The organism is Staphylococcus pettenkoferi, assembly GCF_002902685.1.
GTDB classification, from domain to species: Bacteria; Bacillota; Bacilli; order Staphylococcales; family Staphylococcaceae; genus Staphylococcus; species Staphylococcus pettenkoferi.
On the sequence record NZ_PPRN01000001.1, the window covers coordinates 42,767 to 69,234 of the forward strand.

Genomic DNA, 26,468 nt, shown 5'->3' on the forward strand with positions numbered 1-26,468 from the left:
AGCGCACGCTCTTCAAGCATACCCTGGCCTATCATTCATTTTATCCTCAATAGTTAAAACACAAGCGCATCAAGCAAGAACCAAATCACCATAATGACCATGATTAATGCTTGTGCCGCTGTGCTCGCTAAGAATGCGACAATCGAACCGAAGCTCGCGCTCAATGCTTTCGTGAAATTCGGTTCTTGAATCATTTCAACTACAAATACAGCGATGAAAGGAATGATGATAATGCCAAATGGTGGGAAGACGAAACAACCCACGATCACACCAATCAACGCGACCCACTCGCTCGTCTTCGAACCGCCAAATTTGTTGACGAAATATTTATTCATCAAGAAATCAGCGAGCAGAATAAATACTGTAAACACAATCATCGCGGCATAGAAGATCCACGAAAGATGACCGTTGTGCATACCAAATTGATAGATTAAGAATCCAATCCATAAGAAAGGTAAGGACGGGATAATCGGTTTAATTAACCCGATAAATGCGACGACGAACGCCGCAATAATGAGTAACCATAATATGACTGTCATGCGTTATCTACTCCATTGTCTTTTTTAGTAAACTGCTGGTCTTGTGTGAAAAAGATTAGTATAACTCCTAGCAAAAGCGATGTTGCAGAGACAAAGAAGACTTGACCTAAACCTACCAAGTCACTCATCACTCCACCGAGTAAATTCCCACATAGCTGACCAATGACCATCGCATTGGCGAATAATGTTGAAGAATAACCCGGGAAATCAGGAAGAATGTCTTGGAAGTAAGTAATGCCAAGTCCTAACAGAATCGCTAGGAAGAAGGCCAAGAAGATTTGACCTATAATCATCGCAATGATGCTATCGAATATGCCTATACTAGCGAAGAAGACACTTCCACTCAGACCGCCTAGCATGAGTAAAGGACGTGTACCTACCTTAGATGACAACACGCCTAAGACAATCATGAAGGGCACTTCTAAACCTGCACAAATACCTGCAAGCACGCCCACATAGCGGCTTGTGTCATGAAGATAATCCGTAATAAATAAAGGCATATTCATCGTATACATCCATTGCCCAATATGTAATAAGATAAACCCAATAAATGGGATAAGTAGTGGCAAATTCTTCAACATATTGGGGGCTTTCGCTTCGACATGAGTTTGCGTAGAGACTTGATGTTGTGTTTGTACATTTTTAAAGAAAAAGACTTGCAGAAGTAAGGTGAAAAGCACAATCGTAATCGTCCCTGCGAAGAGACCGGAGAAACCTTGCGCATCAATAAAGAACGACCCAATAAACGGACCGAATGCGAATCCAAAGGAGAACATCGATCTCAAGACAGCATTCGCAAACTTCGCTCGATCACGTAATGATGACTGATTAATCGCTTCACGAGCTGACGCGTACATTTGTGGCATAGCAGGCGCAAATAAGCCCTGGAATAACGCGTACAACACGAGATAGAGCCACTTGTTATGTATATAGAAGTAGAGTCCGAAACTCATCGCACCCATGAAGAGCGCACAGATAACTAAAAATTTACGGTTAATTGTATGCGTATCAGAGAAACGCGCCACTATGGCATTGACAGTGAATTGACTCACGGCAGCCGCTGCGAGCAACAAACCAAACTGTGGACGCGACATCCCTAACTCTTTCGTAGCAAATAAGACGAGAAAAGGGATGGTAATGGCGATACCTATCCCTAATAACATCATATTGACTACAAATAATTTATAGTTCTTTATATGTAATAGTTCTTTAAACATTGTAGTCCTCCTCGTCTAGCGGCAAACAAAGATCCTTACGATTTCTTCACATACTCCATGACTAAGTTGATAAACGAATCGACTTGCGGCAACTGCACCATACTTGAATCATAGCTAAGGAAAGTCGAACGAATCAGTGGATCTTGACCAAGATGCACACGTTGCGTCGCAAATTGTTCTTGATCGATGTGTTTCATCATAATTTCCGGCAGAATCGTCACACCTACGCCATTCAGCAACATTTCTTTACATGTCGCCACTTGGTCCACCGTAATCATTGCGTGATAATCTTGCCCGAGATGCTGACTGTACCAATCTTTAATTTGATTAATATAAATCGGATCAGCTTGAAACTCAATAAATGGCAAATTGCTCACTTGTTCTTTACGATCACGCGGGTAAATAAAGTAATGCTCATCATTATAAAGATGCGTATTACTCAAATTCATAATCTTGTTACCGCGAATAATCATGACATGATAATCTTTGTGATTTGCTTTAATTTGTTCACTGGAGCCAACTTGAACTTGTATTTCTACATTTGGAAATTGGCGTGTATAGAGATTGAGTACTTCAGGTAATAACGTTTGCCCAATAAGAGAGGAACAACCAATCGAAATCTTCCCATTGACCTCCCCGATATGCGCTTGCATCTTATCGCGGAAGAGACGCTCACGATTCAGCATATCCTTCGCATGCTCGATGATCATAGCCCCTTCCGTCGTCGTAATCAGCTGCTTCTTCGTACGGATAAAAATGTCTACGCCAAACGCACTCTCAATGGCTTTCAAACGTTGGGTTACTGCGGGTTGAGATATGTAGAGAATCTCAGCTGCTTTGCGCAAAGTCTTGGTTTCATTCAGTGTAGTCAGTAAACGATAATCTTCTATCTTCATAGTTTCCCCCTATAACAACTTTTCAGATATTCTGACTTATCTTTAGAACATTATTAATTAAATTCTTAAACCTTATGCTTCTATCAAGAATAACCCTTCGTTAATTGAAATTTGCGATCACTTCAACTTCACCTTGTATCCTATGCCCTGAGATGACAGGCTCACGTGTGAGTGTTGCGCTATTTACGAATAAACTTAGAGTAATCTTTCAAAGTCTTAGGTTGCTCTTTCTTCACAGTCCGAGTTTGCTGCTTGCTGTCATTGTGCTGCTGTTCATTATTATGACGTTGCCACTGTCCTTTATTTTTACGTTGTGGCTTATGATTATTTTTATTTTTAAAATGTGATTGTTGCGCACGCGTAGTATGTGATTTCTGATTACGGTCTTTACGATGTTTCGGCTTAAATTTATTTCGAAATTTCGAATGACGTCCCTGCGCTTTTTGTTTTATTTTATGAAAACAATACATAATCTTATCTTGCATTGCAGGAAAATCAGCGTCGATCTTAATCATGAGTTGATGCGCGATTACATACGCCTCATGATATTGCTTGTTCGTAATCTCTGCGTCGTTGAGGGCGCGCAATAAGTCGTCTTCATCAACGAGCTCATACTCACCATTAGGTAAGACCAAGACATCTAAGAAGAGATCAAGTGTACGCGCATGCCCACGTTGCGTAATATTCTTGATATTAATATCGAAATAATACTCAAGCGGATTCCCTTGGTCATCCATCATCACTGTAATACTATAGCGTTTCTTGTCAGGCAGAATCTGTAACCATTGATAGCCATCATCAGCCACGATAATATTGCGGTTGACCACCGATACCTCGAGAGGATCTCGCACCTTGTGCATCTCAACCAAGCCGATAATGCCTTTAAACTTATTGTTGTTAACTCTAACTTCGGTATAATCTCTATCTATAATACGACGCCAGTGACGTTTATCGATATATTTTACTTTCACTGCCATCACTCCTTGATATTAATTATATAGAAGTGCTTTCCCTATGTCATCCTCTGTCTTATATGTCCCACGAATTATTTCATATATTCTCTGGCGTAGTAGGTTAAAATTATGGGTTTTACAGACCTAACATTTCGTCAACTTCCACAGGAGAGTAGGTACGTGGGTCGTTTCTGTATGCTTCATTGTTATGGCCACCCTCCCTTTCATTTTATTTATAAAAAGAGATAGACTCCGCCTGTGCGAAATCTATCTCTACTCGTGCTTATGCCTCTTCTAAATCTTGCGCATCTAAAGCCATAATGTCATTAACTTCTTTCAAATGAGGATATTGGTCGTTGAGCGTTTCCTTACTGAACAACTCAAATTGATTAAAATCAAAGCCAGGCTGGCACATGCAACCTACCAACGCATAGTCGCCATCCTCAATATTCGAACCAAATATCGTCCCTTTAGGAACCACGTATTGCAACACATCACCTTGATCGATATTTGGGCCAATCGTTACTTTCTCATACTTCCCATCTGGATGAATCATATGAACAGTTAACGAATCACCCGCATGATAATACCAAATTTCATCTGAATCAATACGATGAAAATGAGAAATATTCGATTGAGTTAGAAGAAAGTAAATACTCGTATAAGCAGGACGTTCTGATGGGCGACTTTCATCCTTAATAATCTCTTTATAATACCCACCTTCAGGATGAGCATTCAATCCAAGCTGCTCAACCCAGCGCTTCGCTTCAACAATCATTAATCTGTGAGCTCCACGTTATGGAATACGTTTTGAACATCTTCTAACTCTTCAATCGCATCGATTAATTTCTCAAATTGCGTTTGATCATCTGCAGATAACGTCACTTCATTCTGTGGCAACATTTCAAACTCAGCCACCTCAAAGTCCGTCACACCATACTGTTTTAAAGCCTCTTGAACTTGAGCAAATTGATCAGGCTCCGCATACACTACGATAAGCCCATCTTGATCCACGATATCACGTACATCCACATCTTGTTCCATCAAGGATTCAAGCACCGCATCAGGGTCATCACCCTCAAAAGCAAACGTCGCCGTGTGGTCAAACATGTAAGTCACCGAACCAGAAATACCCATGTTCCCACCATTCTTACCGAAAGCCGCACGTAAATCCGAAGCCGTACGATTCACATTATTCGTCAACGCATCCACGATGATCATAGAACCACTCGGACCAAAGCCCTCATATCTAAGGTGGTCATAATTCTCTTCGCCGCCACCTTTCGCCTTCTCAATCGCTTTATCAATAATATGACGCGGAACAGAATACGTCTTCGCCTTCTCCAACGTTAAACGCAACGCTTGGTTAGATTCCGGATCCGGCTCACCCGATTTCGCCGCTACATAAATCTCCTTACCAAAGCGCGCATAAATTCTACTCGTATTTTTATCTTTTTGGGCTTTCTTCTCTTTAATATTATTCCATTTACGACCCATAATGTCATCTCGCTTTCTATTTCACTACTAATTATCATTATATATTATACATCATACACAAGCCATAACCTAGACGTAGACGTTGATTCCAGTTTTAATATGTTGAGTAAAATGAGTGTGATATAAGTTAATGTGCATTTAATTTTCAATGTTATGACTCTCGCTTGCAAGCAGGACAGAGATCTTCAGAAGCGTAATCCTAAACTTGTGAGAGTAACTAGATTTAGAAAATCTCCACATCTTAAACGACTACAGACACCATCTTCGACTTAACCACCTATTACTTTATTAACATAATAATAAAGCGATTGTGTGAATCATGGTGGACTTTCATTTAGTAGAAGACACTCCTTTCCCCATCCCTAGAATAGCTAGTATGTGAGTGCAATAACGGAAACTTTAACTTAGAATAATACACTCTCTTCCTTAACTCTAAAATAGCAGAAGTTTATGTAAGGAAAGAAACTATATCTTTAGAAAGAAACACCCTCTCCTTAACTTTAACTTTATAAGTATGTGCGTTTGAGAACAGAAACTATAGCTTTAGAACCGCACACCCTATTCTCACCCAAAAATAAAGCTACTGTTGTGTTGTGAACAGTAACTTTCAATTATTATGAGCTTAAATTCTTTACTATTACTATATTCAGACACAGGATTGCGCCAGACATTATACCTATGGCGTCTAGCCTCAAACGCGACGCTTGAGGGATCCTAGACGAAACCGAAAATCCATTTTCGCTTGCAACAAAAGCGAAAATTAGTTGAGGTCGTCCCCTTGGCAAGCGCGTTTTAGAGGCTCAGCCATACATTCCACTATCTCCCCAATAAGCAATCCTATGTCGTAAGACATAAAACATTATTTCCATTTAACACTAACTACAATATGGTTAGTACTAATTCATTATATTTAGAAGCCCTTTATTTAGAACCGCACACCCTATTCTCACCAAAAAAAATAAAGCTATTGTTGTGTTGTGAACAGTAACTTTCAATTATTGTGAACTTAGATTCTTTGTCATCACTACATTAAGACACAGGATTGCGCCAGGCACTACACCTATGGCGTCTAGCCTCAAACGCGACGCCTGAGGGACCCAAGACGAAACCGAAAATCCATTTTCGCTTGCAACAAAAGCGAAAATTAGTTGAGGTCGTCCCCTTGGCAAGCGTGTTTTAGAGTCTCAGCCATACATTCCACTATCTCCCCAATAAGCAATCCTATGTCGAAGACATAGTAAAATTAGTACAAGACACTAAAATAGAACAAACAGAAATAAACACCATAATTAGTAAGAACAAATTAGAACGAAACAACCAAATAGAACTAACAGTAATAAACACTATATTAGTTCAACTAAACATAAAATAACAGAGCACAAAAAATTGCTACTGTTCACTCCCAAACAACAGTAGCAATTCTAAAAATACAAAGATTCATTACCAAAGATGTTATTTATCTATAAAAGCCTCAACCTCATCCAACAAATCACGGTACCGCTGCGCATTCCCTTCATCCATGAACAGATGAACCTTACGCTCATCCTCCTCAGAACGCACTTTACTCACACGGTCTTGATTAATCAACTTGCGAATAGAGGCTAACACTTTAGTACGACTCAAATCCAGCTCTTTCGTGGCAATCTTCAAGAAAGGTTGCATCAACATATTTTGCTTACTACAATTCTCTTCAATTACTTCCAAAATCGCTAGATCATTGATTGATAATTTATAATGAGTACTTAGAAAATCCATCAAACCTTTGTACTTCTTATAAACTTCAAGCAACTTCGCCTTCTTCTCAGAATTCATGTTGTTACACCTCCCGTTATAAGTAGGCAGTCTATATACCATTTTCTCTTATAATAGGAGGCCTTGTCTTTGCTATTTGTTTCTATTCCTTTGTCATAATTACGAATAACCTCAAATTAAGTTGTAACAAACATATAGCGATGAGCAAATAGTTTTAGAATTTATCCGTCTGTGCGTTTTTAAAAATATGCATAATGCGCACACTATTGTAATGCAATTTAAACTCTAAAGTCGACTGACTAAAATCATGTTCAAAGATTTCGAACTGAGGTTGATTAAATTGCTCAATCTTCTTCACAAGCGGCGTCGACCACTCGTACTTGTCTCTCAAGCTCGACGGTACGATTTGGTTAATATTACCTTGCTTACCATCAAAGTTCTCACTATAAATCAGATGATTCCCATTGATAATACTGTGCTGAATGTCCATCGTCATCCGTGCGGGCAACGCTTTACGATCTAGCGCTTCACCTTCAAGAATGCGCCAGTCATAGATATAAATCGTGACCTTCTCTTCCTGCATCGCAACGATATAGTGGCCATAATCTCTGAGCTTAATATCCTCCAACTCTAAGAAACGATGGAGCAAGATATTGAGTACGGAGCTAAAGCCATTTTTATCATAAAGATAGAGATGTTCACGTCCGCTTAGCTGCTGAAACAGCTCCACACCGATACCACCAAAGCTATTCCACGTCTCCTTCAACATCTCCATCAGAATCGGCGGACTATCCATCAGTTCGGCAATCTGGTCGTTTGAAAGCAGACGATTCTCTAAGTTGAGCAAGAAGTATTTCTGATCATCAATATCCATCCGCTGTATGATGTCTTTAATATTGGTAAAATGAACGAGCTGTTTCGTCAGCACTTGTTCTGAATCTTCAACAAGATATGGAGGATTCAACCGTGCATTATCGATAAAGTAATATTTAAAGTTAATGCGTTTAAGTTGTGCTTCTAATTGCTTAAATTCAGTCGGCTGATTCAATAAATCTGTGATATCAATTCCGAAATCAACTTGGAAATTGTAATTCTGCATATGAATCAAATGACGGTAAATTGTCTTCAAATCCATCGTCGCTAAATTAAAGATATAAGCGAAACCTTGCGCCGCTTCTTTCGTCAACTTGTCGTTACCTTCAATCGTGCGTTTCACGAGTGGCCATAAACACTCAAGATGCCAATGAAGATCTTCTTTAGAATTAATACGAAACGTAATACTCAGTTGGTTCTCTAATAAACTGCTCGTTATTTGATGTTTCTCCTCTTCAGTGAGTTCATAAGTTAGCGCTTTCGCATCAACTAGACAATAGAAGATGATATGTTCACTTGCTTCTGTGCGATAAAATGTAAAGTCTTCTAAAAATAGTTTTTTCATCTCGGCTACCGTGTAAATTTGTAGCACATTACAACATGGACGGTATGATTTCGGATTGCCCTCATCAATGCGAATATCACTCGTACTACTGCATTGCATCGCTTTGTCATTAATAAGTGAGAGTAACGTTTCCTCGTCATAGTGACGTTCTTGCGCCGTAGCAAGATGAACGACTTTCTGTGATTTATCTAAATTACGATAATCATTCGGCGAAACACCAATATAGGCTTTAAACTTTTTACTATAACTTGCGCCATTACTGAATCCACACTGCTCAGAAATTTCCTCTAAGGTATGATTTCTGCCGATTAAATAACGCATTGAACTAGCGATACGTATCGAGTCAACATAGTGCTTCACACCAATACCTAACACGTTGTAGAACTGGCCGGAAATATTAGATTTCGAAATATATAATTTCTCTGATAGCGCGCTCAGTGTCAGTTTGTCTGGCAAGTGATTAAAGATATATTCGAGAATTTCACCAAACTTACCATATCCTGTATAGTTCAAATGCTGATTGACAATAGACGCATTAATCTTAGCTTCATCGACAATAATTTGGACGATATCCGTCATCCATTTCTCGAACTGCGCTTCAGTCAACGTATCCGTCAGTTGCGCATGGGCGAGCTGTAACATCTTACGCATGATTTCATTCGTCGATTGAATTAAGTTGATAATGTATTTGTAATCAAAGAAATTTACGCCCACCTTCTCAAACCAGTCACTCGCAATATACAACATAATGCAAGTACCGTTCTGAGAAATTTGGTACGTTTCAACATCGTTAATCAGTATGAAATCGTCTGTTACGGAATGAACTTTGGAAATGCTATGTATATCGAGAGTGCCTTGGAGCGGTAGAAATAGCAATATGCCGTCAATACATCGTGCTGTGGGATAGTGCTTCTCAGTTAATAATTGCAAGCATTGTGTTTTCATAGTAGAACCTCTTTTAATATATGATCTTCATATGTATGAAAGGAGCGAAGTGCGACTGACAAATGTGAAGCGATAGGCAATAGGTAACAATCTTTCTATTCTCAACTTATTGAGTATGAACTATTATTATAACTTATACATTAAACGATTACCTAGTATTTTATTTAACAAATCATTATATCTTATATCAAATGTGACTCTATCAATTGAATAATGAATGAACTTGAGTGGAGAATAACGAAAAAAGCTAGGACAACTTCTCGAATTATCACTTCAACAATGTTGCCCTAACTTTTCCATTGTATCTAGTAGGTTAGTGCGTCTTGATGGTCAGTGCATCACTTTCTCAAACGATTAGCGATACGCAATACGTACTTGATAATATGCAGTAAGTTTAAGAATAGATTAAAGCCAAGTTCTCTAGGGGTAAAGGAACCTCGTTTCATGCGGTTAAAATCATAAATCGTATACATCAGGAATAGGAGTAAGCCGACTACCATAATGACCGTATGCAGAATCGGGTTATGAATAAAGATTCCGACGATACTCGCAATAATCAAGGCGATTAAAGTCACGAAGAGATAGCGTCCCATTCCAGATGCATCATTAATAAGGAAATAACCGATTAAGCCGAAGACGATAAACGCTACGATAGCTAACGCAACGTTCTTATAGAAGACTTCAGCTCCTAAGCTTTGTAAGTAATACGTAAAAGTCGCGTAGGATAATAATCCTAATACGATGGTGTAAATATGAGAAATAACGATACCATATTTACGTGCGCGTTTCACGAACAACGTGATTAAAACGAGGACTAATAGCGCAAAGGATAACGGCTGGCGCCAGGACATAGGTAAATATTGTCCGAAATAACAGCCGATACCGAAGATAATCCAATAATATACGAAGAACAGCCAAACCTTACCATAGGATTTGGATTGAGACTTAGACTGGGATTGTTTCTGATGTTGATGCTTGGACGATGCTGAATGTGTAGTTTCTGACACACGTTTCACTCCTTACTTTAGTCTTAATTATATGATTCACTATTTTAATAGTCATGAAACATATCATGTGATGCTTGCCATATTACTTTATGTAATACTTTATATTAAATGTTACAACATTATTAATACCTAATATTCATAAATCTTTGCGATAACTTATTGCCATGCGCAAAACAAGGCTTTTTATATTTAAAATATTTGACTTTAAATTATTGCAATATTACATCTTTATAACAACATACACAAATCGGATTAATTTTGTTAGTATGGGTTATAAATCAATTAGTAAATCACAATTCTTGTGTTAACAAGTTGAAGGAGGAGTACTTTTGAAAAAGAAAGTAGCATTTGCAGTAACAGCTGCGTCTGGCGCTGCTGCAGCTTTAGCGCATCATGATGCAGACGCTTCTACGCAACACACAGTGCAATCAGGAGAGTCATTATGGTCAATCGCTAACAAGTACAATACGACACCAGATCAATTGAAACAAAGCAATAACTTGAACAATAACATGGTCTTCCCAGGCCAAGTGATCAATATCGGTGGTGGCAGCGGAGCTCAAGGAGCAAGTGCTAGTTCAAACGGTACTGCTCAGTCATCTGGTGCTTCTTCACACACTGTTCAAGCAGGCGAATCACTAAACATTATCGCTAACAAATACGGTGTTTCTGTTGATGCCTTAATGCAAGCGAACAACCTTAATGGTTATTTAATTTCACCAAACCAAACATTAAAGATTCCTAATGGATCTTCAAATAACTCTACACCAAATGTAGGTTCAGGCGGTTCTGGTGGCGCTACAGACATTTCAGACCAAGATACACCTACATTTAACGATTCAAACCTTTACGACTGGGGTCAATGTACTTGGCACGCATTCAACCGTCGTCAAGAAACTGGCAAACCTATCAGTACTTACTGGTATAACGCTGAAGGTTGGGCAACTAAAGCACAAGCTGATGGTTTCCGTGTAGACAATTCTCCAGCAGTAGGTTCAATCTTACAAACAACTGAAGGCCCAGTAGGCCACGTAGCTTACGTAGAACAAGTTAATCCTGACGGCAGTGTGCTTGTTTCAGAAATGAACTACAACACACCACCAGGCACAGTAGGCTACCGCACTATCCCAGCATCACAAGCTTCTAGCTATAGCTATATTCATTAATTAGATGAGAAAGAGAGACACGTCATTTATCCACTTCACTGTTGTGTTGTATGCGGTGAAAGTAGATAAGACGTGTCTTTTTTATTTGAAATTCTACTGGTTAAATTCGTTTTATTTTACGGTGATTATAAAATTGATTTTTACACTGATAGCCTTTTTATTTTATGTAAGAGTCTAGTTTAGTTTTACAAACCGTTTAATTAAAGGTAATCGGCTTTAAACGCAATCAAATAGCAATTGCAAAAACAATTTGAGTTTGGGTAGTGTCAATTCAAGATTTTTTGGGTTAGCTTATATTGACATATATCGAATTTCATATATACTTTGAACTATGAATACAATAAATATTTTCAAAGCATTGTCCAACGAAACCAGGCTTAATATTTTGATGTGGTTGAAAGATCCTGATAAATATTTTCCTAAAGAAGATTCAGATAAAAAACCTTATATCTTTGTTGATCACGATTCTAAAAAAAGAGGCATTTGTGTTGGAAAGATACAAGAAAAAGCTAATGTTTCACAATCTACTATTTCTCAGTACTTATCACTTATGCAAAATGCCGGTTTATTAAAATCTGTACGTGATGAACAATGGACTTATTATCAGCGTAACGAAGAAACTTTAAAATGGTTATCTAATTATTTTAAAACAGAAATCTAAAAGTGAGTGGATTTCTGTTTATTTTTCGTTTTCTTATATCGAAATTCCTAGATATACAAATATTCATATAAAAGGAGGAAATAATCAATGCGTTATATTGGATATATTTTTGCTTTATTAGCAGGAGTATCCCTTAGTTTTGAAGGAGCTATTTATGGTGAATTAGGTAAAACAATCGGGCAGTTAGAAGCCAGTTTTTATAATTTTTCTGTAGGAACTATTATTTTGGGTTTACTTTGTTTATTTTTTGGTAAAGGAAAAATTTCATACGCAGTTGAGGATCCTAAATGGAAGTTATTGGGTGGCGTTTTAGGCGTTATTTATTTAACAGCTATTGTAATTAGCATTCCATTCGTGGGTGTTGGTATAACAATGGTTTCCGTAATTATAGGTCAGCTAATAATTAGTATGATTATAGAGCATTTTGGTTGGCTTGGTAGTGAACAATCTGAAATCAATAAAGAGAAAATATTTGCTATCATTTCAATGGTAATTTCGCTTATTTTAATCAACTAGGAGGACTAAAAATGGGAATAATTATTGTTTTTTTAACTTTATTTAGCGGTGTGGCATTAGGAACGCAATCAGCTATTAATGGTACATTCAGTAGAAAGGCTGGAACAATTGAAACTACATTTTTAACTTTTATTACTGGTGCAATGCTTTTAACAATTATTGTTCTATTCTTTGGGCATGGAAATATACTGGCTATTTTTAAAGTTCCTGTTTGGCAGTTAAGTGCAGTTTTCTTCGGAATACTATTTGTACTTTTTTCTGTTATAGCAGTTCCTAGTATAGGAATTATTGCAGCTAATATTACTATTATTGTAGGACAACTCATTGCTGGTATAGTTATTGATAATTTTGGTTGGTTTAATAGTTTAGTCATTCCCTTTGATATAAAACGTTTTGTTGGATTGCTATTTATGTTCGTTGCGCTTTACTTTATATATAAAGGTAATACAAAAGATACTAAGAAGTCTTATACAAATACTGATTAGTTTTTAAGTAAAATAAATTTTAGATTATGTGAGTGAACATAAAATTAAATATATAGCAACTATATTTCGACTTTATTTTTGAACTATGAGTGGTTAATAATTAACCACTCATTTTTTACACTAGCCAAAATAAAGGGTCTGAGATTAATGCATGCAAGTCGGTCTATTCAGAACGAAGTAGCTAGAAAATGCAAAACTTACCCCCACTATTAATAATGAAGAAAATATGATTGATTTGATGAGCGAACAAGATCACTTTGCAGCTAGCGAAGAAACTGGTGGATGAAACTATAAACTAACCGAGACGACACTTAAATATAATTGCGACTAATTTCATTAAGAATAAAGTACAGAGTAGTCGATGGGTCCCACCTGAATTTGCTAAAGAAATGCAACAATTGATCTCTAAATATTTAAGCAAACTAGGTGAACATACGAATGAGAGTGCGAAATATTGTAACCCCTACCTTTTAATTGAACCCCTCACAACACAAAAACGTTGCTTGCCTCCCCTATTCACTCAAGAGAGACAAACAACGTCTAGACGCTTTATATTAAGTTAAAGAAGAAATTAACGATAAAGTACACGATTGCCGCTAATAACGCTGAAATCGGCAATGTGATGACCCACGTAATAATCATACGTTGTGCAGTCGTCCACTTCACACCTTTAACACGGTTTGACGCACCCACACCAAGGATAGATGAAGATACAACGTGTGTCGTTGACAGTGGGAAGTGTAAAGATGACGCTACGAAGATTGTGAGCGCAGAAGACAAGTCTGCTGCTGCACCGTTCGCTGGGCGAATCTTCATGATATTACCGCCCACGGTCTTGATAATCTTCCAACCTCCGATGGCTGTACCTAGACCCATCGCTGTCGCACAGGCAACTTTAACCCATAGTTGCGGTTCAACACTTGGGCCGTGCTGTAAGTTCGCAACAATTAAAGCGAGGGTAATAATCCCCATCGATTTCTGCGCATCATTGGTACCGTGTGAGAATGATTGCAGAGAAGCTGTGAAGATTTGGAAGAATCTAAAGTTACGATTCGTCTTAGTTAAGTTCGCATTCTTGAAGACCACTTTGACGATAGAATAAATACAGAAACCGACACAGAATGCGATTAATGGTGATAATAAAAGTACGATGATAATCTTCGTAAAACCTTGGTAATGCAAGACATCAAATGAACGTTGAGATGCGATGGCAGCACCTGCGATAGCACCGATCAACGCGTGAGATGACGAACTTGGAATACCATAGAACCACGTCACCAAGTTCCAAATAATCGCAGCAAGTATTGCTGATAAGACGACAATCAAGCCGTTCTCAAGTTTAAATGGATCGACGATATCTTTCGTAATCGTACCAGCTACCCCTGTGAATGTCAGCGCACCGATGAAGTTCATCACGGCTGCTAACATGATAGCTGTACGCGGTGTTAATGCACGAGTTGAAACAGCTGTTGCTACAGCGTTCGCAGTATCATGGAACCCGTTGATAAAGTCAAAGACGAGTGAGAAGATGACGATCACTATCGTGACAACTAGAATATAATCCATAATTGAGGACTCCTTAGCTATTTTTCATGATAATTGTTTCAAAGTTATTTGCGACTGCCTGACATTTATCAGCAATTTCTTCCATGCTCTCGTATATTTCTTTAATTTTAATCAAAGTAATTGGATCAGTTTCGCTGTTGAAGATATGCTTAATAGACTGACGTAAGATGCCATCACAGTTCGTTTCAAACTCTTTAATATTGATAGAGTGAATACGCATGTGTGTGAGCTTCTTATCTACGAGCAAGCCTACCGCAAGCTTCATTTCAGCGATGGCTTTCTGAATGTTCTCAACAAATTCTGCCATGTACTCGTCTGTATATTCGATAGAGTACATCTCAAACATTGCTGCCGTTTCTTCAATCGCGTCAAGGACATCATCAATCGCGTTACTGAGTGACAGAATATCCTCACGCTCGATTGGCGTAATAAACGTTTGGTTCAGATCAGAAACCACTTGATGCATGAGCTCGTCTCCGTGTGACTCATACGTCTTGATATTGTCTGAATACGCCTTCAAGTCTAAATGTGTATTGAAGTCCATCTTTCCAAATTCCACTGCTGCACGGTCGAGGTTAAAGACCATTTCTTCAAGTTGCACCATGAACTTGTCTTTTTTCTTGTTAAACATTCAAATAATCCTCCATTTTTGTAGGTGTTTAACACCTGTACTTATTAAACCTTTCTCGACTAGATAATACTTTAAGGGGACAAATTATCTGCGTAAAATGGGGGTGCGTATACTCATCCAATTACCTGTAGTTATTTATGTATCTGATGATGTGTGAGCATCATTTATTTCTATAAAAACACCCTATAAATGATGATTTGCCTTACTTGAAAATAGCACAAAATTAACAATCCTACAATTAAATTTACAAAATCTTAAAGAAGTAAGTTGAAATTCATCAGCGCTTAAAAAGCCACTTAAATATAATTCGAGATCCGAGACAGTTTCTCGCTAGCAATAATGCAGATTAACGTATGATTTTGTCTCACTTTTTTGTAATTGTATCTCCACCTCACAATGTAAGGATTGAAAATTAGATAGCTTTAAATTAGTACCAACCTTTATCAAGCCGTTCCCACACCTCTATTGTACAAATTCAACCGTCCCCTCTACAATCTTCAGCCAACATTTTTTCGATACTTAACTCACTTTTTTATCTCATTAGACTGTTTTAGTGAAGAATATAGCTGTACGGCATCTTTTTATCTAATGAGAAATTATTTTTAGTAAAAAGATCAAAAACTTCTGCTTTAATTATAGTAAATATGTGTTTAAAGTGTTATTTTATATAATAATAACTGTTAAAAAGTCCGAAAATGAGGTGACTGGATTGGCACATCTGATCCGTGAAATAAGCATTCAAGATGTAGAGGCATTTACGAAGCTATTAAGTTCAATCTATGACGATGCTGACTACATGTTATATAATCCTGGCGAATATGCGCCCTCTCAGTCGACAATCATCTCGAATCTCGAGCGCATCATTACGTCGCCATCTAATACGATCTTCGTCGCAGAGTACAACGAGGAGCTCGTCGGTTATGCCATCGTTGAGACAGAGGATCTCGAGCGTGCGAAACACGAAGCGAAATTTACGATGGGTGTCATTAAGCATTACCGTGAGAAAGGCTTAGGACAGTCGCTCATCAACTCTGTTGAGGCATGGTGTCTCAACCGTCACATTCGTCGCATCGAAATCTCTGTCGTTCCTCAGAACACAACAGCAGTGACATTATTTAAAAATGCAGGATATCAAATCGAAGGCGAATTACGCGATAAATTATATATCGATCACAAATACTACAATAAATACGTGATGTCTAAACTTTTACTTTAGCCATCTCACTTCTATATAACAATAGCCAACATTGGAGACGCTCAAGTGCAATTACGCATGCATCCTTCCAACGTTGGCTTATTTTAACCTAATAAGGATTTAACTCTACACCGTAAGCATTCTCATCCTCAGGCTTCACATCTGTTTCTACACCAGAGGAATCTGTATTACGACTGAGAAACTTCAGCGTATCTTTGATATTGGTCTTGGACTCAGGTAAATCCAGATGGAATTGATACTGATGATGCAAGTGATGGCTGCCATCATAGAACAACGTATCAATCGGAACACCTGTATCCTCTAACTTCTTCGCAAAGGCCTTATTCTGACTGAAGAATGGATCCACATCTCCGACAGACAAGAACGTCGGCGGATAATCATCCGTCACTTGATTAATCGTGGACATTTGAGAAATATTCTTGAATTGGTTCTCCCAATCACGCTCACCCGTATAGCTTTCCATAAACAATTGAATACGTGGAAACTCTGTCGCACGTACGGTCTTCATATCATAGAAACCACCATAGAAGATGGCTGCTTTAATCTGATCTGAGTCAAATTGTGGCTTGAAATGCATTTCGTCTCTCAACGACTTATTCGTCTGCATCGCGACATATTGACTCGACATTTGCGCACCTGCTGAATCGCCACCAAACACGACTTGATCGAAATTAATCGGCAAATCATGCTTGTTCTCTTTAATAAACGATATCGCATCATTAATTTGTTTAATTTGAACGGGATATTTGCTGTTCGGCGCGAGCGCATAGTTAATATTCACCACGATATACCCTTGTTCTGCCAACTTCGCGAGCAACGGGTTCTTGTACTGCTTATCCCCCGCGATAAATCCGCCACCGTGCATCCAGAAGATGACCGGCAGCTTGTTATCGTGATCCATCGACGTCGGTGTTAAGATATCCAAGCGACTATTCGGATACGCTTTACTATATCTAATATTGGTAAAAGCATTGACATTCTTATTGTTGATTTGTACTTTCTCTTTCGTATCTTTCTTATGATCATGATCGTAATGTATCTTGAGTAAGCCAGCAGTGATACACACGACGATAAATATGATAACGAAAGTAACCATCGTCCATCGTCTCTCTGTCTTCATGGCTTCTGTATCCCTTCACATCGTATTTATACACTCGGCTATCGTGAGTTAGCTTAACTTTATCTTAACTAAAATGACTATGTGTGTGAAGTATAGTTATTCTTGACGATTATAACTGAGTTCTCTCAAGTTCTATCTTACGGTAAAAGACATCTTGTCAGTACCACCTTTTTTACTAATTAGACCATAATAAAAAAGCCATCCCATCGCGAACGATGAGATGACTTAAGATTAAATTATGCAATGTGGTCTTCATCTTGACGTTTTCTAATAACGTATTTAACGATAACTGCAATAACGATTGCAAGACCAACAACACCCATAATTTTATATAATTTGTTTACGAGTACTTCGAATCCAACGAATGTACACAAGTAAGCTACAATACACATAATTACGATGAAGATGTGATATTTCTTACTATATGGTTCTGTAAAACGCGCTGCGAATGAATATAATAGACCTAAAATTGTATTATACATAACAGCAAGCATAATAACTGATAAGATAATACCTAAAATAGGATGAACATCATTCGCTAATGTAATTGTTGGAATAGATGCCTCTGAAACGTGAGGGTACTCTGATTGTAATGCAAAGTTAATTAGTGCTAGTAATACTGTATAGATAATACCGCCTAATAATGCACCTCTTCCGGCAACACCACGTTTAGAAGCGTCACCACCAATAACAACAATGGTACTAAATCCAACTGCAAAGGCTAAGCCACCGTATAAAGTACCCATTCCAATACCTTTCCAAATACTTGGACTTGGAACGTTGTTATTGACTTGGTTAAGAGGTATATCTCCTTTAAAGAGATACACAGCTGCGATAATTACAACCATTACGATTAAGAATGGTGTAACAATACCTAATACACGAACGATTTTATTAAAGTCCATGATCAGTGATAAGTAAATAACGATTGTCATCGCAAGTGAACCTAGCCAAATAGGCACACCATAACTTTGATGTAACGTTGAACCTGCACCGGCAATCATGGTTACTGCGATACCAAATAAGAAGAAGACTAATATATAGTCAAAGATTTTACTGAATTTTTTACCGAAAACATAACTTAATGTAGATTCATGGTTCTGAGCATCAAAGGCTACACCGATCTTCGCACATTGACGACCAATGAACGACAAGATCACACCTGAGATGATAACACCAATGTATGACCATAAACCAAAATCTGAGAAGAATTGTTTAACTTCTTGTCCTGTTGAGAATCCGGCACCGACAACGATACCGACATAAGCGAAACCAATTTTAATAGCTTCTTTATTCAACCCCATGTGATTTATAACCTCCTCTTAGTTAACACATTTCGTAATTATAACGTACTTTAAACTTTTTGCAACCTCAAAAAAGTTATATTACGGCTTTTATACACTTATTTTAAAAAGATTTAAGAATATTGATGAAATTTTATTAATTCATCTTACTCTTTAAAAATCACTTCATGAAAGCGCTATCCTCCATAACTACAGTTGTAAGAAAAACAAAACTGAATCGCTTTTGTATTTTTATTCATCTTCATTAATTGTTCAATCATTTGTCACAGATTGTTAAAATAAAAACAGAAGTATTGTTAACCCAACACTTCTGTTTACATTTACTACATATTATTTCGCATTACGATAATTGTTGAGTTCGTCGAAATCAACGACCACATTATCGAGACGTTTCGCTGTATCTTTCAAGACGTTACGCGCTACGTTATTGGATGGGTCGAGCTTTAATATTTGTCGTGAAATTTCCATAGCCTTTTTATCAGAAATCACAGGCTCTGGTACTGCGTGAAGTAAGAGCATCTGCAAGAGACTCTTCACCTCTTTGCCGTCAGTTAACTTTATGGAAGCTTCAGCATGATAATACGCTGAATCTAAAGCGCCTTTCACGTCACTGAGAGGATAGACGAGCAGTAAGAAAGCCAAATCATGTAATTCAGCCGTTTCTTCTTGCTTCATCATATCTAAAATACATGTATAGAACATCGTACTTTCAACTTCGTGGGCACTTGAAATATATGCTTCTTCAAAATCCATAAAATCTGTTTCGGACATTAATTGTTTCAGTGATTCAAATTCGCCGTTTAAGACATGTTTCTTTATCAAATCTTGCATGGCAATGTCCTCCTAATAATCAGCTGTAGTGTTAAAGATGGGTTGTTTCTTAATAGATTAAGCTTTCATCTTTTTCAAGTTAGTTAATATTAATTCTATCATATATGATGTCGTAAATCATTTAAAGGCATAATGTTTCTTCACTTCTTCTAGCGCTTCATCCAATGACGCATCTGTAGAGAGCTTCACTGCCGCCGTGAAACTTCCTTCGACGATAGGTGCTTCAACTTTCACACGTTCGTAGTTGCCCTCATACATTTCTAGCGCCATATCTAAGTTCATCTCTGCAGAACCTAAATCGTAAAAGCATATGAGGTCTTCATCGATGTTATTGATCTGTTCTTGTATAGCATCAAAGGATGTTCCTATCTCTTTACCGTCTTCCACGCCACCAACTGCGTAAACATCGACATCGCCTGCCATTTGTTTGAGCAATTGGCGCGTACCTTCTGCAATGTCTCGACTATGACTCACTAACAGGATCGCACTCATTTTACACCTCTCCAATCAATGCATTGAGAATATAAACACTACTTTGTGCCCCTGGATCCATGTGCCCGATAGATTCTTCTTTAAAGTACGCTGCTCGACCTTTCGTCGCTTCTAAATCTACTGTATCTTGCGCATAACCTTGGAGAACCTCTAACGTAACTCCTTCCCCATTCGCAACCGCTTCACGCGCACGATCAATCACATCAAACATCGTTTTCTCACCACGTTCAACTTTACCTCTTTGCGCGACCGCTTCAGCAAACGCTTCTAACACGTTAGGTAACTGTTCTTTGCTGAAATCCTCATCAACGACTTGGGCCATTTTAACGAAACTGAAACCATATAACGGACCTGACGCACCACCAATTTGTGACATGAGCGTCATCCCCGTCGACTTAAAGAGTTGTGCCATAGAACTATCATCAATTTGATCTGGCAACGCTTTGAATCCTCTCAACATGTTCACGCCATGATCACCGTCACCAATTGCACGGTCCAACTCAGTTAAATGCGCTTCTTGATCAGCAAACGTCTCCGCAAGTTGAAGTAATCTCTCTTTCATTTCAGCTACTTCCATCTTTCTCCCTCCTTAGTTAAAATACGCACTCGTCGTCGGTGCTTTCAATGCTTCATCTACTTTAGTGTCATACGGAATAACCGTAATCGAAAAACCTTCCATATTTAATGACGTCATATAATCACCAACGTACCATTTCTTAACCGCAATCGACTGTTCATCCAAATACGCGCTGAGGTATTTCGTAACGATGTGCAATTCTGAAAGTGGCGTACCACCCATACCGTTAACCATTACGATCCATTCTGTAGTAGTCACTTCTTCACGTAATCGTTCCACGAGCTGCTTAACAATCTCATCTATCGGATTAGCTTCAGTACGCTCAATGCCTCGCTCCCCATGGATGCCAATACCAATTTCCATTTGGTCATCGTGTAAATCGAAGCCATATTGTTCCGTCGTTGGCACATATGGAGGTTGCAATGCCATTCCGATCGATTTCATTTGAGTGAGCAATCGCTCTACTTGAGTCACGATATCTTCAAGCGACTCACCTTGATCTGCGAGATAACCGGCAAATTTGTGAACGAAGACTGTGCCAGCCACACCACGTCGCTGTTCTTCGTTATCTACCGCAATGTCATCTTTAACTACGACCATTTTCGCAGAGATGCCTTCCATCTCAGCCATTTCTTGAGCCATCTCGAAGTTCATGACGTCGCCCGCATAGTTCTTCACGATAAGCAATACGCCTGCATCCGTTGCTACAGCTTTAATCGCGTTAAGAATCTTATCCGGTGTAGGCGAAGTAAAGATTTCACCACACACTGCTGCGTCCAGCATGCCTTCTGCGACATAACCCGCGTGAGCAGGTTCATGCCCACTTCCACCACCAGACACAAGCGCAACACCTGAAGATTTCTTGTGCTTTCTCACTACCACAGTATCTTCAATTATTTCAATATCATCCTGACTCACATTTAAACCTGCCAACATATCTTGCACATAATCCATCTTAGACTTGATGAGTTTCTTCATTTGAACAACCTCCTCTCAACTTACTTCCATTATAGAACATTTGAGTCTCTCTCACCTATTTAGAGGTTTTGTAAAATGCTAGCTAAGTCAAACGTCATCTCTATATTTCACTATTCCATTATAGGCCAATTATTTCTTTCACATTAAAAATGGCCTTCAAATGAATTCCACAATTGGAAGTTCATTTGAAGGCCTAGCGAATAACTTGTTTTTTATTTCTTTTAACTAACATCAAACTGACTTTGTACGATACATTAAGTATAAGAAGTATGGTGCACCGATAATCGCCACGACGATACCGGCTGGAACGCCAGTCGGTTGGATGATGGTTTGTCCAATCGTATCTGCAATGACGAGGAGACATGCACCGATTAAGACAGACAGTGACATAAATAGTTGATGTCGTGGCCCGACAATCGTTTTAGCAATATGAGGCCCCATCAAACCGATAAAGCCAATTGCGCCAGCTACGGAAACAGCAGCTGAAGATAATAACACAGCCACAAATAGGATGATAAAGCGTTCACGTGACACTTTCACACCCATGCCTTGCGCAATATCAGGATGTGTGTTTAACAAGTTCAACACGTTCGATTTCGCAAACACATACGGGATGAGAACGATTAACCATGGAATAAAGGAAATGACAAATGGCCATTCGTCGCCCCAAATATTTCCGGCTAACCACGAAGCGATAAATTCGGATTGATCTTTATCAAAGGTCGCCATCACTGTCAGGGCACCACCACTTAAAGCAGAAGCCATCCCTACACCGACGAGTACCATGCTCGCAGGCGTAATCCCTTTACCACGATTATAACTAAAGCTAAAGATGACGAAGCTTGTCAGCAAGCCACCGATCATACTAATCAGTGGCAAAACGTAGACAAAGTTGTCAGCATTCACATGGCCGATACCTATAAATAACGCAATACAGAACCCGCTTCCTGCGTTGACACCAAGAATACCAGGTTCAGCCAGTGGGTTACGTGTCACACTTTGTAACAGCGCACCACTAAGCGCTAGCGCAGCTCCTGCTAAGATTGTAATCAGCATACGTGGCATTCTGAATTGCAGAAGCACAAGTGAATCAGTATAATCTCCGAAACCAAATAAAGTTTTAAAGAAGGTACCGACAGACATTTTATAATCACCTGAAGTCATACTCCACGCACAAGCTAACAATAGTACGACCACCAAGATGACGAGCGTGACTAACTGTTTCAAACGTAATTTGGGATCTATCATGAGAAACGACCCCCTCTTTTAACTAAAAATAAGAAATAAGGTACACCGATAAAGGAAATAATCGCACCCATCGGCGCCTCTCCTAGCATGCGAGCAAGCGTGTCAGCCAACAAGACAAGTAGACCGCCAGCAATCGCGGAAACGGGAATGACGCGCGCATAATCGGTTCCGACTAAATAACGCACAATGTGTGGCACGAGCAGACCCACGAAGGCAACTTGGCCTACCATCGCTACGGCAATGCCTGCAAGAATCATCGACATCACGAGCGTCACGCCACGAATCGCCGCTACATTCTGACCAAGACCACGCGCTAAACTTTCGCCTAAGTTGAGAATCGTCAATTGCTTACTCATACCAAGGATGACAGCAAGCGAAATCAGAACGAAAGGCGCAGCCCATAGAATTTGGTTCCAAGTCGTGCCTGACACCCCACCTGCACTCCAGAACGTAATACTTTGGTTGAGTTTGAACATGAGTCCAATACCTTGACTCAGTGCTGTAAGTAACGCACTCACTGCCGCACCAGCTAAGATGATGCGCATCGGATTGAAGCCATCACTACGAGAGCGTCCAATCATTAAGACGATGAAACCACCAAGCAATGCACCTACAAAGCCTGCAAACATCAACACGATGAATGGTGCACTCGGCATAATCGCATACGTGAGCGCCAGCATAAACGCCGCACCAGAGTTTAAGCCAATCAAGCTTGGATCGGCTAAACCATTCTTCGTTACGCCTTGAATAACGGCGCCTGCTGTCGCAAGTGCGATACCCACTAATATCGCACCGATATCACGTGGAATACGAATCTCAGCAATAATATTGTGTTGTTCGTTGTGAGGATTGTAATGAAAGATAGCTTCAAAGATCGTAGTTAGGTTAACCTTCGCTTCTCCGAGTAAGATCGAACCAGCGAAGACAAGAAGGAGTAGACAAGTGGCGATAATCAGTGTTGTGATATAATTCATTTTACCTTTCGTCTTCATCTTGCATACTCCCTACACATTTGGATAGTTTCTCTTACACAAGTCGTAAGTCACAAGCATAGGTTTGCCCGTTCTCGGATCTGTGCTAATTTCTACATCTATATTAAAGACGCGTTCTAATATATCTTCAGTGAGTACATCTGACGTCTCACCGTCTTTCACGATTTGACCGTCTTTCATCGTGATAAGGTAGTCTGAAAAACGCACAGCCTGATTGATATCATGCAAGACCATCACAATTGTACAACCTTGTTCACGGTTGAGTTGTGTAATCAGTTCGAGTATTTCGAGCTGATGTGAAATATCTAGATAAGTCGTAGGCTCATCCAGGAAGATGATATCTGTCTTCTGAGCGAGCGCCATCGCAATCCATACACGTTGACGTTGTCCACCACTTAAATCGTTAATTGAGCGGAACTTGAATTCTTTCGTTCCAGTCACTTCAAGTGCCCAATCGATTTGTTGTTTGTCTTCCGCTGATAAACGTCCAAAGCCTTTCTGATGTGGGAAGCGTCCGTAAGAAACGAGCTCGCCGACTGTTAAACCGTCTGCCACTTCAGGAGACTGTGGTAATATGGCAATCTTCTTCGCGACTTCTTTCGTAGATTGCGTGTGAATACTTTCCCCATCAAGTACAATTTCTCCACCTTTAATAGATAATAGACGTGAGAGTGCTTTTAATAATGTTGATTTCCCGCAACCATTAGGGCCGATAATCGATGTGACTTTACCGTCTGGAATATTTACATCGAGTTGATCGACTATCGTGTGGTCACCATAACCTATCGTAACTTGATTACCTGCTAAACGTGTCATAAATTCCCTTCTCTCCTCTAACACTGAAATCATTTATTTTAGAGATGCGTCTCACATTTCGAGACGTTTCTTTCTATTTCATAAAGCTATTTAACGTGCTATCAATATATCCATTACGTCATGTTATTATAAACGTTTTTATCACTAAATGATAATCATTATCACAGGCGCTATTATATCATCTTTTCCATAATATGACTATCATCTCCAGCTATATATTAAGATTTCTTCCCATCATAAAAAAAGCTGCTCAAACGGCGTTATAACCGTTCGGCAGCTTAATCTTCTTGCAAATATTAATCTTCCATTAAGAAACCATTACCATAAACATCACGCACATCGTGAATGACTAAGAAAGCATCTTGGTCTGTTTGACGAATTAAACGCTTCGCCTTACTAATTTGCGTCTTCGTAATCACGACATACAGAATATCTTTCTCCTGTTTAGAGAAGTAACCACGACCATTTAAGATCGTTAAACCACGACCAACTTCCGTATCAATCACTTTGGCTACCTCGTCCGGTTTACTAGAAATGATTGTCATCGCTTTCTTCGTATTGAGACCTTCAATAACGAAGTCCATCACTTTCGTACCGATGTATAATGAAACAACCGTTACGAGTGCTTTCGCAACCGGAATTTCTGTAAGTGAGATGAGTACAACGATTAAGTCAAAGAATAATAACGCATAGGCCGTATTGAATTCTGTATACTTAGAAACGATACGCGCTAAGATCGTCGTTCCTCCAGATGTCCCACCTGCGATGACGATGATACCGATACCGAGTCCGACACATGAACCACCGAAGATCGCATTGATGATGATGTTGCCAGTTTCTACATGCCAGCTCTCAGTTAATTTTAAAAAGATGGACATTAACACTGTTGCGAGAATGGTTAAATACGTATTACGTCTGCTTAAATATTTAAATCCTACAACGAGAAGAATCGCGTTTAATACAAAGTTAGAAATGGCAGGTGAAATATGAAACGCATAGTAGAGCGTGATGGCGAGACCGGTTACGCCACCTTCACCTAATTGACCTGATATGATAAATGTATTAACGCCAGCTGAGAATATAAAGGAACCAATAATGACGAGTATAATATCTCTAATTGTCTTGTTCATCCTCGCAACCTCCTTTAAAAATTGTTAATCACTAGCATAGTAGCAAATATTAAGGCTAACTACAACACTATGAAGTAGAGTTCAAAGAATAATCGTGCTAATTTTGTGTTAATTTGTAGTAGGTTGAACCCTTATTTGTTGGTAACTCAGCGTAGTTAGAAATAACTTATAGTTGCTAACTTTCTGAATTTTCTATTTACTTATAGCGTTGCGTTTGCTATAATTAATTTCATCTTCTTGTTGGAAACAGCAAGAAGCCATCTCCTTTGTTTTGTTTATAGTAACAAAACAAATTTTTGCTCGATGTATACGCAAGTACTAGTCCTTGCTTGTCGTATACTCATATTCATTTCCCGTAAAGCCAAGTCTAGTGTAGGTCGACACCACTTACATATGACTTGGCTTTTTTGTATGGGATTTTAAACAAACTTATGTGCATTAAAAAAGCCTTAATATGGAAGCAAATATGTCCCATATTAAGGCTATAAATTTTAA

At 38.9% G+C, this 26,468-nt stretch carries 26 protein-coding genes; 5 read left to right on the forward strand and 21 right to left on the reverse strand.

The annotated features are described in order from the left end of the window. Positions 1-53: 53 nt before the first annotated feature. From CD126_RS00215 to CD126_RS00255, 9 genes are all read right to left on the reverse strand, one after another. Positions 54-539, reverse strand: coding sequence for a DUF456 domain-containing protein (locus CD126_RS00215; protein ID WP_049408082.1), 486 nt, complete (start codon positions 537-539; stop codon positions 54-56). Next, the gene (locus tag CD126_RS00220) at positions 536-1,756 is read right to left on the reverse strand and encodes a sugar efflux transporter (RefSeq protein ID WP_049408080.1); all 1,221 of its coding nucleotides are present in this window, start codon (positions 1,754-1,756) and stop codon (positions 536-538) included. The genes CD126_RS00215 and CD126_RS00220 overlap by 4 nt, the downstream gene beginning before the upstream one ends. A 35-nt stretch (positions 1,757-1,791) precedes the next feature. Further along, positions 1,792-2,652 (reverse strand): LysR family transcriptional regulator, encoded by an 861-nt coding sequence (locus CD126_RS00225; protein ID WP_002472595.1) that lies wholly within the window; start codon positions 2,650-2,652, stop codon positions 1,792-1,794. A gap of 179 nt (positions 2,653-2,831) precedes the next feature. After that, a complete protein-coding gene (locus tag CD126_RS00230) occupies positions 2,832-3,623 on the reverse strand; it encodes a ribonuclease FAU-1 family protein (protein WP_103369862.1) in 792 nt (263 codons plus the stop codon). A 265-nt stretch (positions 3,624-3,888) separates the two neighbouring features. Continuing rightward, entirely contained in the window at positions 3,889-4,380 is a 492-nt protein-coding gene (locus CD126_RS00235; protein WP_232620146.1) for a cupin domain-containing protein, read from the reverse strand. A gap of 2 nt (positions 4,381-4,382) precedes the next feature. Beyond that, entirely contained in the window at positions 4,383-5,102 is a 720-nt protein-coding gene (locus CD126_RS00240; protein WP_103369863.1) for a YebC/PmpR family DNA-binding transcriptional regulator, read from the reverse strand. 1,452 nt (positions 5,103-6,554) lie between these two features. Beyond that, positions 6,555-6,914, reverse strand: coding sequence for a transcriptional regulator, SarA/Rot family (locus tag CD126_RS00245; RefSeq protein WP_002472520.1), 360 nt, complete (start codon positions 6,912-6,914; stop codon positions 6,555-6,557). 154 nt (positions 6,915-7,068) lie between these two features. Then, positions 7,069-9,237, reverse strand: a complete 2,169-nt coding sequence (locus CD126_RS00250; RefSeq protein WP_103369864.1) for a helix-turn-helix transcriptional regulator — start codon at positions 9,235-9,237, stop codon at positions 7,069-7,071. Positions 9,238-9,575: 338 nt separating this feature from the next. Beyond that, the gene (locus CD126_RS00255; protein WP_049408066.1) at positions 9,576-10,244 is read right to left on the reverse strand and encodes a Bax inhibitor-1/YccA family protein; all 669 of its coding nucleotides are present in this window, start codon (positions 10,242-10,244) and stop codon (positions 9,576-9,578) included. Positions 10,245-10,573: 329 nt separating this feature from the next. Between CD126_RS00255 and CD126_RS00260 the strand changes: the two genes are divergently transcribed. From CD126_RS00260 to CD126_RS00275, 4 genes are all read left to right on the forward strand, one after another. Next, a complete protein-coding gene (locus tag CD126_RS00260; protein WP_002472522.1) occupies positions 10,574-11,410 on the forward strand; it encodes a CHAP domain-containing protein in 837 nt (278 codons plus the stop codon). A gap of 331 nt (positions 11,411-11,741) precedes the next feature. Further along, on the forward strand, positions 11,742-12,071 hold the full coding sequence (locus CD126_RS00265; RefSeq protein WP_049408064.1) for an ArsR/SmtB family transcription factor: 330 nt from the start codon (positions 11,742-11,744) through the stop codon (positions 12,069-12,071). A gap of 87 nt (positions 12,072-12,158) precedes the next feature. Beyond that, entirely contained in the window at positions 12,159-12,587 is a 429-nt protein-coding gene (locus CD126_RS00270; protein ID WP_049408063.1) for a DMT family transporter, read from the forward strand. An 11-nt stretch (positions 12,588-12,598) separates the two neighbouring features. Continuing rightward, positions 12,599-13,072, forward strand: a complete 474-nt coding sequence (locus tag CD126_RS00275; protein ID WP_049408061.1) for a DMT family transporter — start codon at positions 12,599-12,601, stop codon at positions 13,070-13,072. A 549-nt stretch (positions 13,073-13,621) separates the two neighbouring features. On the opposite strand, the gene CD126_RS00280 is transcribed toward CD126_RS00275, so the two are convergent. Continuing rightward, complete coding sequence (locus tag CD126_RS00280; RefSeq protein WP_103369865.1) at positions 13,622-14,638, reverse strand: inorganic phosphate transporter; 1,017 nt, start codon at positions 14,636-14,638, stop codon at positions 13,622-13,624. Between the two features lie 13 nt (positions 14,639-14,651). Next, entirely contained in the window at positions 14,652-15,269 is a 618-nt protein-coding gene (locus CD126_RS00285; protein WP_049408058.1) for a DUF47 domain-containing protein, read from the reverse strand. 709 nt (positions 15,270-15,978) lie between these two features. Here CD126_RS00285 and CD126_RS00290 point away from each other — a divergent pair. Next, a complete protein-coding gene (locus CD126_RS00290; protein WP_103369866.1) occupies positions 15,979-16,485 on the forward strand; it encodes a GNAT family N-acetyltransferase in 507 nt (168 codons plus the stop codon). 88 nt (positions 16,486-16,573) lie between these two features. Here CD126_RS00290 and CD126_RS00295 read toward each other — a convergent pair whose 3' ends face one another. The 10 genes from CD126_RS00295 to CD126_RS00340 all read right to left on the reverse strand — a co-directional run bounded on the left by CD126_RS00295 (position 16,574) and on the right by CD126_RS00340 (position 25,973). Next, a complete protein-coding gene (locus tag CD126_RS00295) occupies positions 16,574-17,605 on the reverse strand; it encodes an alpha/beta hydrolase (RefSeq protein WP_049408056.1) in 1,032 nt (343 codons plus the stop codon). A 236-nt stretch (positions 17,606-17,841) separates the two neighbouring features. Beyond that, positions 17,842-18,909 carry a YkvI family membrane protein gene (locus CD126_RS00300; RefSeq protein ID WP_103369867.1) on the reverse strand — a complete coding sequence of 356 codons (1,068 nt, stop codon included), beginning with the start codon at positions 18,907-18,909 and terminating at the stop codon, positions 17,842-17,844. Positions 18,910-19,239: 330 nt separating this feature from the next. Continuing rightward, positions 19,240-19,740 (reverse strand): hypothetical protein, encoded by a 501-nt coding sequence (locus tag CD126_RS00305; RefSeq protein WP_002472539.1) that lies wholly within the window; start codon positions 19,738-19,740, stop codon positions 19,240-19,242. 117 nt (positions 19,741-19,857) lie between these two features. After that, positions 19,858-20,232 (reverse strand): dihydroxyacetone kinase phosphoryl donor subunit DhaM, encoded by a 375-nt coding sequence (dhaM, locus tag CD126_RS00310; protein ID WP_049408052.1) that lies wholly within the window; start codon positions 20,230-20,232, stop codon positions 19,858-19,860. A gap of 1 nt (position 20,233) precedes the next feature. Next, positions 20,234-20,809: a dihydroxyacetone kinase subunit DhaL gene (gene dhaL, locus CD126_RS00315; RefSeq protein WP_049408051.1), complete on the reverse strand. Its 576-nt coding sequence runs from the start codon at positions 20,807-20,809 to the stop codon at positions 20,234-20,236. 12 nt (positions 20,810-20,821) lie between these two features. Then, positions 20,822-21,787, reverse strand: coding sequence for a dihydroxyacetone kinase subunit DhaK (gene dhaK, locus CD126_RS00320; protein WP_049408049.1), 966 nt, complete (start codon positions 21,785-21,787; stop codon positions 20,822-20,824). A 231-nt stretch (positions 21,788-22,018) separates the two neighbouring features. After that, entirely contained in the window at positions 22,019-23,035 is a 1,017-nt protein-coding gene (locus CD126_RS00325) for a FecCD family ABC transporter permease (protein WP_049408047.1), read from the reverse strand. After that, complete coding sequence (locus CD126_RS00330; protein WP_411912631.1) at positions 23,032-24,009, reverse strand: FecCD family ABC transporter permease; 978 nt, start codon at positions 24,007-24,009, stop codon at positions 23,032-23,034. Before CD126_RS00330 ends, CD126_RS00325 begins: the two co-directional genes overlap by 4 nt. A gap of 30 nt (positions 24,010-24,039) precedes the next feature. Next, on the reverse strand, positions 24,040-24,843 hold the full coding sequence (locus tag CD126_RS00335; protein ID WP_002472568.1) for an ABC transporter ATP-binding protein: 804 nt from the start codon (positions 24,841-24,843) through the stop codon (positions 24,040-24,042). 296 nt (positions 24,844-25,139) lie between these two features. Beyond that, positions 25,140-25,973, reverse strand: coding sequence for a YitT family protein (locus CD126_RS00340; RefSeq protein ID WP_002472543.1), 834 nt, complete (start codon positions 25,971-25,973; stop codon positions 25,140-25,142). Between the last annotated feature and the right edge of the window lie 495 nt (positions 25,974-26,468).